11 protein-coding genes are annotated in these 12,271 nt (G+C 74.4%); 1 reads left to right on the top strand and 10 read right to left on the bottom strand.

Features of this window, described 5'->3' with window-relative positions; all coding sequences use genetic code 11:
- Positions 1-85: 85 nt before the first annotated feature.
- Complete coding sequence (locus ACFTWP_RS27660) at positions 86-1,429, bottom strand: transmembrane domain-containing protein (protein ID WP_380267592.1); 1,344 nt, start codon at positions 1,427-1,429, stop codon at positions 86-88.
- A 260-nt stretch (positions 1,430-1,689) separates the two neighbouring features.
- Here ACFTWP_RS27660 and ACFTWP_RS27655 point away from each other — a divergent pair, with 260 nt between their 5' ends.
- Entirely contained in the window at positions 1,690-2,607 is a 918-nt protein-coding gene (locus tag ACFTWP_RS27655) for a hypothetical protein (protein WP_380267591.1), read from the top strand.
- A 100-nt stretch (positions 2,608-2,707) separates the two neighbouring features.
- On the opposite strand, the gene mutM is transcribed toward ACFTWP_RS27655, so the two are convergent.
- From mutM to ACFTWP_RS27610, 9 genes are all read right to left on the bottom strand, one after another.
- Complete coding sequence (gene mutM / locus ACFTWP_RS27650) at positions 2,708-3,589, bottom strand: bifunctional DNA-formamidopyrimidine glycosylase/DNA-(apurinic or apyrimidinic site) lyase (RefSeq protein ID WP_380267590.1); 882 nt, start codon at positions 3,587-3,589, stop codon at positions 2,708-2,710.
- Between the two features lie 55 nt (positions 3,590-3,644).
- The gene (gene rnc / locus ACFTWP_RS27645; protein WP_380267589.1) at positions 3,645-4,421 is read right to left on the bottom strand and encodes a ribonuclease III; all 777 of its coding nucleotides are present in this window, start codon (positions 4,419-4,421) and stop codon (positions 3,645-3,647) included.
- 20 nt (positions 4,422-4,441) lie between these two features.
- A complete protein-coding gene (gene rpmF, locus ACFTWP_RS27640) occupies positions 4,442-4,615 on the bottom strand; it encodes a 50S ribosomal protein L32 (protein WP_030056747.1) in 174 nt (57 codons plus the stop codon).
- A gap of 2 nt (positions 4,616-4,617) precedes the next feature.
- Positions 4,618-5,265: a YceD family protein gene (locus ACFTWP_RS27635; RefSeq protein ID WP_380267588.1), complete on the bottom strand. Its 648-nt coding sequence runs from the start codon at positions 5,263-5,265 to the stop codon at positions 4,618-4,620.
- Positions 5,266-5,467: 202 nt separating this feature from the next.
- Positions 5,468-6,718, bottom strand: coding sequence for an ATP synthase F0 subunit B (locus tag ACFTWP_RS27630; RefSeq protein ID WP_380267586.1), 1,251 nt, complete (start codon positions 6,716-6,718; stop codon positions 5,468-5,470).
- Between the two features lie 198 nt (positions 6,719-6,916).
- Positions 6,917-7,405 carry a pantetheine-phosphate adenylyltransferase gene (gene coaD / locus ACFTWP_RS27625; RefSeq protein ID WP_380267585.1) on the bottom strand — a complete coding sequence of 163 codons (489 nt, stop codon included), beginning with the start codon at positions 7,403-7,405 and terminating at the stop codon, positions 6,917-6,919.
- A 46-nt stretch (positions 7,406-7,451) separates the two neighbouring features.
- Positions 7,452-8,036, bottom strand: a complete 585-nt coding sequence (gene rsmD, locus ACFTWP_RS27620; RefSeq protein WP_380267584.1) for a 16S rRNA (guanine(966)-N(2))-methyltransferase RsmD — start codon at positions 8,034-8,036, stop codon at positions 7,452-7,454.
- Between the two features lie 109 nt (positions 8,037-8,145).
- A complete protein-coding gene (gene recG, locus ACFTWP_RS27615; protein ID WP_380267583.1) occupies positions 8,146-10,368 on the bottom strand; it encodes an ATP-dependent DNA helicase RecG in 2,223 nt (740 codons plus the stop codon).
- Between the two features lie 149 nt (positions 10,369-10,517).
- Positions 10,518-12,224 (bottom strand): DAK2 domain-containing protein, encoded by a 1,707-nt coding sequence (locus ACFTWP_RS27610; RefSeq protein ID WP_380267582.1) that lies wholly within the window; start codon positions 12,222-12,224, stop codon positions 10,518-10,520.
- Between the last annotated feature and the right edge of the window lie 47 nt (positions 12,225-12,271).

Here is a 12,271-nt window from a genome sequence, read left to right as displayed (position 1 = left end):
CCCGGAGGCGGGGTGCGGCGCCGGGGGGGGGGGCCGGCCCGCCCCGCCCCGCCCCCCCCGCTCCGAAACCCGCCCCGCGCGGGGGTCAGAAACCCCCGCCGAAGTCCCCGCCCCCGCCGAAGTCCCCTCCGCCGCCGCCACCGTCGAACCCGCCGAAGTCCCCGGGGTCGAAGTTCGCGCCCGAGGAGTCACCGCCCTCGTAGCCGCCGTCGTAGCCCGGGGCGGCCCAGGCCTGCCCCCCGCCCATCGCCGAGCCGAGCATGGTGCCGACCAGCAGACCCGGCAGCAGGCCGCCGCCGTACCCGCCGAAGTAGCCGCCCGCCCAGGGGCCGTAGGCCGGCCCGGCGTTCCAGTACGGCTGCGGCCCCTGCGCCGTCGGCACGGTGCGGATGTCCGGGTCGAGGCCGTCGGTGAGCCGGGCGGCGTCGGCCGCACAGACCGGCACGGTCCGCGCGGCGCCGCCGGCCGGCGCCCAGTCGGCGTCCTGCACGGACGGGCCGTGCCGGGGATCGAAGAAGCACGGCGGCCGGCGCTCGGGCAGCGGCAGCTTCTCGCGCCTGGCCGCCAGGGTGGCCAGCGCGAACCGCCCGTCCTCCAGCGCCTCGGTGACCGGCCGGACGTCCGCCGGCCCGGTGGCGGCGTCCATGGTCTGCTTGGCCCGGTCGTAGCAGTCGAGCGCGTGCGCGTAGTCGGTCCGCTGATCGTCGTCCGCGTCCGGCGCCCCCGGGCTGAAGTCGAGCCGGTCGAGCTCCTCGCCGTACGCGGTGATGTCCTCGTCGACCACCTGGCGCAGCTGCGCCAGCTCGGCCCTGCGCTGCTCATCCTTGCGCTTCTTCGAGCGGCGCAGCAGCAGGAAGACGCCGGTGCCGGCCAGGGCCAGCAGCGCCAGCGGGACGACCACCGACGCGGCCGAGACGCCGCCGGCTCCACCGGTCACGCCGTGGCCCCGGACCTGCGGCAGGGCCTGGTCGACGAAGTCGTTGACGGTGCCGTTGACGTCGTCCGGGTGGGAGCGGAACGCCGCGCCCGCCATCCGCTCGGCGGCGGCGCCGGACAGTGCGGCCGGATCGGAGCGGGCGAGGAACCGGTCACCGCGCCAGATCGCGTAGGTGCCGACGACGCCGACCTCGGTGCGGAGGTCCTGGAACACCGTCTGGGCGGCGAACCGGTCGTCGGCGGGGACGACGGCCACGAAGACCGGCTTGTCGGCCGCCTTGATCTTCGCGGCGAGCGCGTCGGCCTGGCTCTGGCTGAACCGTCCGGTCATCGCCGGGTCGACGTAGACCTGGCTCTGCCGCAGGGCGGACGCGGCGGCGTCGAGACCGTCGGCGGCCGAGGCGGCCGGGGCCAGCAGGAGCAGGAGCCCGAGCAGGGCCGCCAGCAGGGCGGCGGGCCCGGTGGCCCGGGAGCGTCGAGCGGGAGTTCTCATGTCATCGACGCTACCGCTCCGGGCGGCACCGGGGGTGGCGCCCGGGCGCCGCCCGCACCCTGCCGTTCGTCGGGGTGCCCGCCATCCTCGGGGATGATCCTCGGCCCGCGGCCGCCTTCGCCGCCCCGATCGGGAACCCCGGCCGGCCGTGGCACGTCTGTCGCGCTGGGCGGGCACGGCCGGACCGCCCGGAGCGGGCATAGTGGTGCCTGCCGCGCCCTCGGGCTCTCGCGCCGTTTCCCTCACGATCGGAGTATGTGGTGATCATCGGCCTTGTGACCGCTGTCGGAGCCTCGGTCTGCTACGGCACCGGCTCCGTCCTCCAGGCCGTCGGTTCCCGCCGCTCCGCCCGCGAGGAGGCCGCCGCCCGGGGCCGCCTGGCGGGCGTCACCGAGCACGGCGGCCCCAACCTGGCGTCCACCGCCAAGGCGGCCGTCACCTGGGAGTTCATCCTCGGCACGGTGCTCGACCTAGTGGGCTTCGGCCTCGGTGCGCTGGCCGCCCGGCTGCTGCCGCTGTTCCTCTCCCAGACGATCATCAGTGCCAACCTGGTGATCACCGCGGTGCTGAGCATCAAGCTGCTGGGCATCCGGCTCCAGCGCCCGGAGTGGGCCTCGATCGCGGTGCTCTGCGGCGCGCTGGTGCTGCTGGCGGTCGCCGCCGGGCCGGAGGGCGGCCACCACGTCGCGATGTCCGTGCACTGGTGGCTGCTGGGCGCGTCGGTGGTGCTGATCGCCGGCGGCAGCCTGGTGGTGCGCCGGCTCGGCGCGGGCGGCGCGATCGTGGCCGGTCTGCTCTCGGGTCTCGGGTTCGGCGCGCTCGGTGTGGGGGTGCGGATCCTGGACGGGCTCGACCCGTTCTCCCTCGGCACGCTGCTCAGCGACCCGGCGCTCTACGCGATCCTGATCGGCGGCCTCGGCGGGATGTACCTGCACACCATCGCCCTGCAGATCGGCTCGGTGAACGGCGCGACCGCCGCCCTGGTGGTCGGCGAGACGGTGGTGCCCGGCGTGGTGGGCGTGATCTGGCTGGGCGACTCCTCGCGGGAGGGCCTCGGCTGGCTGGCCGCTCTCGGCTTCGTCCTCGCCGTGACCTCCGCCGTGGGCGTCGCCTACTTCGGCCAGGGCGAGCAGAGCCTGGACGAGGACCGGACGACGGCCGAGCTCACCAAGAGCTGACCCGGCCCGGGCCCGCCGGGTCGGCGGCCCGCCGCGGGGCGCCGACCCGCCCGGCTCGGCGCGGACGGCTCGGCGCGGACGGCTCGGCGCGGACGACCGATCACCGCGGACGCGGGATCCGCTGGCAGCGCGGGCAGAAGTAGCTGGACCGGTTCATCCAGGCGGCGCGGCGGATCGGGGTGCCGCAGCGCCCGCAGGGCTCGCCCTCGCGACCGTAGGCGTCGAGGTCGCGGGAGAAGTAGCCGCTCTCGCCGTTGACGTTGACGTAGAGGCTGTCGAAGCTGGTGCCGCCGACGGCCAGCGCCGCGTTCATCACGTCGCGGGCGTGCCCGAGCAGGTCGGCGCCCTGCGGCCGGGTCAGGGTGGCGGTGGGGCGTTCGTAGTGCAGCCTGGCGCGCCAGAGCGACTCGTCGGCGTAGATGTTGCCGACGCCGCTGATCAGGGTCTGGTCGAGCAGGGCGCGCTTGACGGTGGTGCGCTTGGCGCGCAGCGCGGCGACGAACGCGTCGTCGTCGAAGCGCGGGTCGAGCGGGTCCCGGGCGATGTGCGCGATGGACAGCGGCGTGCCCTCGGGATCGCCGTCCTCGGCCTCCTCGACCGCGAGGCCGCCGAAGGTCCGCTGGTCGACGAAGCGCAGTTCGCGGCCGCCGTCGGTGAACCGCAGCCGGACCCGCAGGTGGGTCTCGTCCGGCACCGACGGGTCCTGGACGAGCAACTGGCCGCTCATCCCGAGGTGGCCGATCAGCGAGAATCCGCTTCCGGCCCGCCCGGCGGCGCCCTGCAGCGGCACCCAGAGGTACTTGCCGCGCCGCTGCGCCGGTCCCAGGGTGGCCCCGGTCAGGCGGGCGGTGAAGTCGGCCGGCCCGGCCGGCTGGCGGCGGACGGCGCGCGGGTGCAGCACCTGGACGTCCTCGACGGTGCGTCCGGCCACCCAGTTGGCCAGTCCGCGCCGGACGACCTCGACCTCGGGGAGTTCGGGCATGTCGGTGCCTCCGCTTGTCCTCGACCCGGAGCGGGCGGGCTGCTCCGGGCCGGCCTCAGGCCTTGTCGCCGGGCAGGGTGTCGGCGTACTTGGCCTTGATCGCGCGCCAGGCGCTCTCCGCGGCCTTCTGCTCGGCTTCCTTCTTCGAGCGTCCGACGCCGCTGCCGAAGTCCTGGCCGGCGACCCGGGCGGCGGCGGTGAAGGTCTTCTCGTGGTCCGGGCCGGATTCCTCGATGACGTACTCGGGCACGCCGATGCCGGCTGCCGCGGTGAGTTCCTGGAGGCTGGTCTTCCAGTCCAGTCCGGCTCCGAGCTGCGAGGACTCCTCGATCAGCGGGTCGAACAGGCGGTGGACGAACGCGGTCGCCGCACCCAGGCCCTGGTCGAGGTAGACGGCGCCGATCACGGCCTCGACGGTGTCGGCGAGGATCGACGACTTGTCGCGACCGCCGGTTCCCTCCTCGCCCTTGCCGAGCCGGATGAAGGTGCCGAGTTCCAGGCCCCGACCGACCTCCGCGAGCGCGCGGGAGTTCACCACCGCGGCGCGCAGCTTGGCGAGCGTGCCCTCGGGCACGTCCGGGTGGACGCGGTAGAGGGTGTCCGTGACCACCAGGCCCAGCACCGAGTCGCCGAGGAACTCCAGGCGCTCGTTGGTGGGCAGCCCGCCGTTCTCGTACGCGTACGAGCGGTGGGTCAGGGCACGCACCAGAAGGGCGCGCTCGAGTGTGTACCCGAGGCGCCCTTCCAGGACGTCGTATTCGGTCGAAGCCGGCCCGCCGCCCTTGCTTCCGTTGGCAGAAGCCTGCTTGCGGGTTGAGTTGCTATCCGACATCGATCCGTGCACCCCGCCGATCAGACCGAGAGGACCTGGCGACGGTTGTACGTGCCGCAGCTGGGGCACGCGATGTGACCGAGCTTCGGCTCGTGGCAGCGGTCGCACGCCACGAGGGCGGGGACAACGGCCTTCCAGTTGGACCGGCGGTGGCGCGTGTTGCTGCGCGACATCTTCCGCTTCGGAACAGCCACGGCTACTTCTCCTGGTTCTCGGCGGTACCCTCACGGGCATCGCTGGTCTTGATTCCGTCACCCTCGTCGCCGTGGGCGGCGGAGAGTCCCTGCAGAGCCGCCCACCGGGGGTCGGCGGCCTCGTGGTGGTGGTCCGGGTCGTCGCTCAGGCGCGCTCCGCATTCGGAGCACAGGCCCAGGCAGTCTTCCTGGCACACCGGCTGCAGCGGCAGTGCGAGCACCACCGCGTCACGCAGCACCGGCTGGAGGTCGAAGTAATCGCCCTCCAAGCGGTAAGTCTCTTCTTCGTCGTCCTCGTCGAGCTCGTCGGCGGCGGCGGTGGATCGGCCGCGCCCCTTCTCGTCGGACTCCGGGTAGTAGAACAGCTCCTGGAACTCGACGTCGATCTCGTCCTCGACCGGCTCCAGGCAGCGCACGCACTCGCCCTCGACCCTGGCCTCGGCGGTGCCCGTGACGAGGACTCCCTCGACCACGGACTCCAGTCGGAGCTCCAGCGCGATCTCGCTCTTCTCGGGCACACCGATCACGTCGATGATGCCCAGCCCCTCGGGGGCCTCCAGGGTGCGGGTCACCTTGCGCAGCGATCCGGGGCGACGTCCGAGCTCGTGCGTGTCGAACACGAGGGGGTCGCGGTGGTCGAGGCGGTTCAAGGTGTCCTGACTTCCTGAGGCGGCACGCGTGGTGCGTGGCGCGGGTGGTTCGTACGGCGTGCGGCTCTGCGCGTCCCTGCGGTGCGCGGGCAGCCGGACTACCCCGGCACGAGCAGGCCGGAGTGGTCAGACTACCGGACACTCCGGCCAGGCCCAACTTCACGCCGTCGCGGCCGGCCCGGTCCGGGCCGGCCGGGCGCCGTCAGCGGCCGCCGAGCTCCCGCAGCCTGGTCATGTCGATCATGCTGGTGTCGAAGAAGCTGGTCTCGTCCAGACCGGGCTGCTGCCCCGAGGCCTGCTGCGGCAGCTGGGGCTGGCCGCCCTGCTGCTGGTAGCCGCCGGCGGACGGCACCGGGTTGCCCCAGGCGTCGTACTGCGGGGCCTGGCCCTGGCCCTGGAAGCCGCCCTGCTGCTGGTAGCCGCCGGCCTCGGGCACCGGGTTGCCCCAGGCGTCCTGCTGTACCGGCTGCTGGCCGTAGCCGGGCTGCTGGTAGGCGTACTGGTTGCCGTACGGGTCCTGCTGCTGCCCCTGGCCCGAGGGGTCGAAGCCGCCCCCGTAGACCTCCGCGTACTGGGTGCCCTCGGGCGCCCCGCCGTACTGGGCCGCGGCGGCGTACTGGCCCTCGCCGGGAGCCTGCCAGCCGGCCGCGGCGGGGGTCTGCTCGGGCCAGCTCTGCTGCTGCGGCACCTCGGCCCGGTACCAGGGCTCCTGGTCGGCGTCGGTGCCGTCGCCGTAGCCGTCCGCGAAGCCGGCGGCGACGGCCTCGGCGCGGTCCTTGAGCTGCTGGGCCTGGTCGGCGGCGGCCAGGTAGGCGCCCAGGTCGTCGATCGGGGCCTTGCCGAGCAGCTTGTCGCGGCCCTTGCCGACGGCCGACAGCGTCTTGCTGAGGACGGTCTCCAGGGTGGCGAGCTTCACATCGACGTACTCGTCGACCTCGGGGCTCGGGCTGACCCGCGGCTGGAACTCCTCGCCGTCGGTCTCGGCCTCGCCCTCGGTCTCGAAGACGCTGGAGTCGCCGCGCAGCTTGGTACGGCCGCGGCCGACGGCGCCGAGCGTCTTGGTGAGCACGACCTCGAAGTTGGCGAGCTTGCTGTCGACGTAGTCGTCGGCCTCGGCGCGCTTGGTCTCCACCTCGGCCCGGGCCTCGGCGAGGATGCGGTCGGCCTCGGCCTGCGCCCGGCGGACCACCTCGGTGTCGGAGATCAGCGAGCCGCGCTCGGCGTGCGCCCCCTGGATGATGCGCTCCGCCTCGGCCTCGGCGTCGGCCACCACCTGCTCGTGGTCGGCCATCACCGACTGGGCGTGCGCCAGCTCGGCGGGCAGTGCCGCGCGGAGGTCCTGGAGCAGTCCGACCAGCTCGGCGCGGTTCACCACACAGGAGGCCGACATCGGCATCGCACGCGCGTTCTCGACGGCCGCGACGATCTGGTCGACCTTGTTCTGCACGTCCACGGGGCTTCGTCTTTCCGTGTGCCGCCGACGTCCGGCGGAGGCAGGCCCGGCGCGGTGCACCTCACCGCAGGGCAGGGATACAGACTGTACGGCCACTGCGGGGGGAGCTCACAACGCCCGGGCCCGGCCGACCGCCCGGGAGGGGGACGTCCGGTGACGAACCGGCAGAAAGGGACCTTTTCGCCGGCGCCGGCCGCCCTACTGGCCGGCGCGCTCCGCGATCCGCTCCACCAGGCGGCGGTGGACCACCGGCGGCAGCAGGTGGGAGACGTCGCCGCCGTACGAGGCGACCTCCTTGACCAGGCTCGACGAGAGGAAGCTGTAGGTCGGCGAGGTCGGCACGAACAACGTCTCGACACCCGTCAGGCCGTGGTTCATCTGGGCCATCTGGAGCTCGTAGTCGAAGTCGCTGACCGCCCGCAGGCCCTTGATGATCGCGGGGATGCCGCGGTCCCGGCAGAAGTCCACCAGCAGCCCGCTGTGCGACTCCACCTCGATGTTGCCGTAGCGCCCGCAGGTCTCCTCGATCAGCGCGATCCGCTCGTCGACGGTGAACAGCCCGCTCTTGTTCTTGTTGATCAGCACCGCCACATGCACCACGTCGTACAGCTTCGAGGCCCGCTCGATGATGTCGAGGTGGCCGTTGGTGATGGGGTCGAACGATCCAGGGCAGACGGCGCGACGCATGACGTGAGCTCCCTCGTGGGGTCCGGTGCTGCGGGTGGTGGCCCGACTACGAGTGTTGCCGGGCCTCGGCGGCGGCGCGACCGTACCAGAGGGTGCCTTCGCCGTACCGGCGCGAGCGCAGCACGTCGAAGCCCTCGGGCCAGCCGAACTCACCGCCCCTGGTGCTGCGCTCCACGGTGACGAGTGCGTCGTCCGCGAGCCAGCCCCCGGCGCTCATTGTGATCAGCATCTCGCGCACCTCGTCGTCGGTGACGGCGTACGGCGGGTCCAGGAAGACCAGGTCGTAGGGGTGTTCCGGGGTCCGGGCGGCGAGCACCCGCTCGGCCCGGTCGGCCCGCACCTCCGCGCCGGGCAGGTTGACGATCCGTACGTTCTCCCGGATCACCTTCGCCGCCTGGGCGTCCGCCTCCACCAGCAGGACGTGCTCCGCCCCGCGGGAGAGCGCCTCCAGGCCGACCGCGCCCGAGCCGCCGAAGAGGTCGAGCATCCGGGCCCCGTGCAGGCTGCCGCGCAGCGACTCCAGGGTGGAGAACATGGCCTCACGGGCCTTGTCCGAGGTCGGGCGGGTGCTCCGGCCGGGCGGCACGGCCAGGCGGCGGCCGCCGGCCGTCCCGGCGATCACGCGGGTCATGGGGTGGGGGTCCTCTCGTGCGGGAGCCCCGCCGGCCGGCCGGTGGGGCTCCCCCATTCAAGCGCGCCCGGGCGGCGGATGCGTCACCGGCGGCCGCCGGCCGCCCCGCTCAGCCCTTCTCCAGGTACTCCGCCCGGTCCTCGTCCAGCAGCCCGGCCAGGGCGGCCCGCAGGTCCGGGTGGTCCTCCAGTCGCGGGTCGACGGCCACCAGGGCCGCCGCCTCGGCCCGGGCGGTGGTGATGACCTCCTCGTCCTCCAGCACGGAGAGCACCTTGAGGGAGGACTTCACCCCGGACTGGGCCTGGCCCAGCACGTCCCCCTCGCGGCGCTGTTCGAGGTCGATCCGGGAGAGCTCGAAGCCGTCCAGCGTGCCGGCCACGGCGTCGAGGCGGGCCCGCGCGGGGCTCGCTCCCGGCATGTCGCTGACCAGCAGGCACAGACCCGGCGCACTGCCGCGGCCGACCCGCCCGCGCAGCTGGTGGAGCTGCGAGACGCCGAAGCGGTCGGCGTCCATGATGACCATCGCGGTGGAGTTGGGGACGTTCACGCCGACCTCGATGACCGTGGTGGCGACCAGCACGTCGATCCGGCCGGCCGCGAAGCGGCGCATCACGTCGTCCTTGGCGTCGGGCTGCAGGCGCCCGTGCAGGATCTCGATCCGCAGGCCGGCCAGCGGCCCCTCGGCGAGCATCTCGGCGGTCTCCACGACGGCCAGCGGGGGCCGGCGGTCGTCGCTCCCGGCGCCCAGGTCCTCCGGGTCGTCGGGCATCGCCCTGCGCTTCTTCTTCGGATCGCCCTGGTCCTCGTCGCCGATCCGGGGGCAGACCACGTACGCCTGGTGGCCCTTGCCGACCTCCTCGCGCACCCGCTCCCAGGCCCGGGCGAGGAAGTTGGGCTTCTCCAGCGCCGGCACGACGTGGGTGGAGATCGGCGAGCGGCCGGCCGGGAGCTGGTCCAGCACGGAGGTCTCCAGATCGCCGAAGACCGTCATGGCGACCGTGCGCGGGATCGGGGTGGCCGTCATCACCAGCAGGTGCGGGGGCTGTTCGCCCTTGGCGCGCAGGGCGTCGCGCTGCTCCACGCCGAAGCGGTGCTGCTCGTCGACGACGACCAGGCCCAGGTCCTGGAACTGGACCTTGTCCTCGATCAGGGCGTGCGTGCCGATCGCGATGCCGGCGTCGCCGCAGGCCATGTCGAGCAGGGTCTGGCGGCGGGCGGGGGTGCCCATCGAGCCGGTCAGCAGCACCACCTTGGTGGCGGCCTCGGCGCCGCCGAGCATGCCGCCCTCGGCGAGGTCGCCCATCATCTCGACGATCGAGCGGTGGTGCTGCTGGGCGAGCACCTCGGTGGGGGCGAGCAGGACGGCCTGGCCGCCGGCGTCCACCACGGTGAGCATGGCGCGCAGCGCGACCAGCGTCTTGCCGGAGCCGACCTCGCCCTGGAGCAGCCGGTGCATCGGGTGCGAGGTGGCCAGGTCGGCGAAGATCTCGGCGCTGACGTTGCGCTGGCCCTCGGTGAGGGTGAAGGGCAGCCGGGCGTCGAAGGCCTCCAGCAGCCCGCCGGCCCGCTCCGGCCGGGGCACCGCGGGCAACGCCGAGTCGGCCGCCCGGCGCTGGGCCAGCGCGACCTGGAGCACGAAGGCCTCGTCCCAGCGCAGCCGGCTCTGGGCGCGCTCGCGGTCGGCGTGGCTGCGCGGACGGTGGATGAGCTCCAGCGCCTCGGGGAGCGGGATCAGCTCGTGCTTGTCGCGCAGTTCGGCGGGCAGCGGCTCGCCGACGCCCTTCCACTCGTCCTTGGCGAGGCTGTCGAGGACGGTGCGCACGCACAGCGCCACCGTCCAGGTCTGCACCTTGGCGCTGGCCGGGTAGACCGGGATCAGCCGGCCGGCGAACTCCTCGGCCGCCGAGGTGTCCGCCTCCTCGTCCATCAGCTGGTAGTCGGGGGAGACGAGTTGGCGGGTGCGGTTGAACTGGCCGACCTTGCCGGCGAACAGGCCCTGGGCGCCCGGCCGGAGGTCCTTCTGCCGCCAGCCCTGGTTGAAGAAGACCAGACTGAGGCGGCCGCGCCCGTCGGTGACCACGACCTCCAGCCGGTCGCCCTTGCGCCCCTTGAACGGGATCAGGGTGACCTTCTCGATCCTGGCGAGCACGGTGACGTGCTCGTCGACCTCCAGGTCGTCCAGGCTGGTGAGCTGGCCGCGTTCGGCGTACCGGCGCGGGTAGTGGTGCAGCAGGTCGCCGACCGTGCGCAGCTTGAGGCTGTCGGCGAGCACCTTAGCGGTGCGGTCGCCGACCACGGCGGTCAGGGGCGTGTCGAGAGTGAGATCGGACATCACGCCCTATTGGACACCACCGCACCGACAGCGCGTCGCATTCGCCCGGGTCCGGGGCCGGCCCGGCAGGCCGGACGCGGCCTCCCGGCGGCGCTCACCCCGCGCTCCCGGCGGCGCCGCCCGCGGCGGCGACCCTCCCGGGGCCGCGTTCACTCCACCCCGATGAGCAGCGGCGCGGACTCCTGCCCGCCCTCGAAGACCACCGCGTCGACCTCCGGACGCTGCCGGCGGGCGTGCGCCACCAGCCGGTCGGCGAGGCCGGCGGGCGCGCCCTCACCGAGGATCAGGGTGACCAGTTCGCCGCCCGCGGCGAGCATCCGGGCGAGCACCGTCTCACCGGTGCCGGCCAGCTCGGTGCCGATCACGGCGACGTCCCCGTCGATCAGGCCGAGCACGTCGCCGGCCTGGCAGACGCCGGCCATCGTCCAGGACTCCCCCTCGGCGACGGCGAGTTCGGCGTACCGGGTGGCGCCGGCGGCGGAGGTCATCGCGACCACGTCCTCGTCGAAGCGCCGGGAGGACTCGTGCACGGCCAGCGCGGCCAGTCCCTGCACGGGCGAGCGGGTGGGCAGGACGGCGATCCGCACCCCCTCCGCGCGCAGCTGGTCCGCCGCGGCGCCGGCGGCGGCCCGCAGCTCCGGGTCGTTGAGCAGCAGGATCACCTCGCGGGCACCGGCCCGGCGGACCGCCTCGGCGAGTTCGGCGCTGGCCGGCGGGCGGTCCGGATCGGCGTGCAGCACGGCGGCGCCGGCCTGCTCGCAGAGGTCGGCGAGGCCCTCGCCGCTGACCACGCTGAGCACCGCGCGGGCCCGGGGCTCGCGCTCAGAGCGGCTGTCGGCGGCGGCGGCCTGCGCGGCGGCCTCGGCGAAGTGCGTGATCCGGATCCGGTGCGGCCGGCCGGCCCGGACGCCGGCCTCGACGGCGGCGCCCGCGTCGTCCACGTGCACGTGGACGCTCCACAGCCCGTCACCGCCGCCGACCACCAGGGAGTCGCCGAGGGCGCCGAGCGTCGCGCGCAGGCCGGGCAGCTCCCGGTCGGGGGCGTCGAGCAGGTAGACGACCTCGAAGGCGGGGTGGCCGGGGCCGGCCGGGCGGACGTGGCCCTCGCAGTCGTCCGCGAGGCCGGCCGGGCGATGGGCGCGGCCGAGCGGCGCGGGGGTCTGCCCGAGCGCGACCGGGCCCATCGGCTGGTGGCCCGCGACGGCGTCGGCGAGCGCGCCGAGGACGGCGACCAGGCCCCGGCCGCCGGCGTCGACCACGCCGGCCTCGGCCAGTACGGAGAGCTGTTCGGGGGTGCGCAGCAGGGCAAGCCGGGCCGAGCGGTAGGCGGTGTCGGCGACCTGGGCGAGGGTGCCGCCGACCCGGTCGGCCTCGTGCGCGGCGGCGGCGGCCACGGTGAGCAGGGTTCCCTCGACCGGCTCGGCGACCGCCTGGTAGGCGGATTCGGCGGCCCGCAGCAGGGCCGCGCGCAACTGCTCGGCGCCGCCGCCGGCGGTGGCGAGCGTCTCGGCCGTGCCGCGCAGCCACTGGGCGAGGATCACGCCGGAGTTCCCGCGGGCGCCGAGCAGCGCGCCCCTGGCCATCGCCCGGACGCAGTCGCCGAGCCCCGGTTCGGCGTCGGGGGCGCCGGCCCGGCCGGCGGCGGCGAAGCTGTCCTCGACCGCGGCGGCGGCGGACTCGACGGTCAGGTAGAGGTTGGTGCCGGTGTCGCCGTCCGGTACGGGGTAGACGTTGAGTGCGTCGATCTCCTCGCGGGCCTGGCCGAGCGAGCCCAGGGCCAGGCGGCACCAGGTCCGCACGGCCGGGGCGTCGAGCGTGTGCAGCACCAGGTCTCCTCCGGGTGGGACGCCGCGCATGGCTGTGGGTGGTGAACGGCGGGCGGCGCGGGGCGATGCTGGCAGGT

Source organism: Kitasatospora sp. NPDC057015 (genome assembly GCF_042673745.1).
Classification (GTDB): Bacteria; Actinomycetota; Actinomycetes; order Streptomycetales; family Streptomycetaceae; genus Kitasatospora.
The sequence above is the reverse complement of the archived record's forward strand: the minus strand, read 5'-3'. Positions and strand labels throughout refer to the sequence as shown.

Excerpts from the sequence above, each read along its gene's own strand:
- mutM (WP_380267590.1), bottom strand. The coding sequence starts at position 3,589 with ATGCCCGAACTCCCCGAGGTCGAGGTCGTCCGGCGCGGACTGGCCAAC.
- recG (WP_380267583.1), bottom strand. The coding sequence starts at position 10,368 with ATGTCCGATCTCACTCTCGACACGCCCCTGACCGCCGTGGTCGGCGAC.
- ACFTWP_RS27610 (WP_380267582.1), bottom strand. The coding sequence starts at position 12,224 with ATGCGCGGCGTCCCACCCGGAGGAGACCTGGTGCTGCACACGCTCGAC.
- rnc (WP_380267589.1), bottom strand. The coding sequence starts at position 4,421 with ATGTCGGATAGCAACTCAACCCGCAAGCAGGCTTCTGCCAACGGAAGC.
- coaD (WP_380267585.1), bottom strand. The coding sequence starts at position 7,405 with ATGCGTCGCGCCGTCTGCCCTGGATCGTTCGACCCCATCACCAACGGC.
- rsmD (WP_380267584.1), bottom strand. The coding sequence starts at position 8,036 with ATGACCCGCGTGATCGCCGGGACGGCCGGCGGCCGCCGCCTGGCCGTG.
- ACFTWP_RS27660 (WP_380267592.1), bottom strand. The coding sequence starts at position 1,429 with ATGAGAACTCCCGCTCGACGCTCCCGGGCCACCGGGCCCGCCGCCCTG.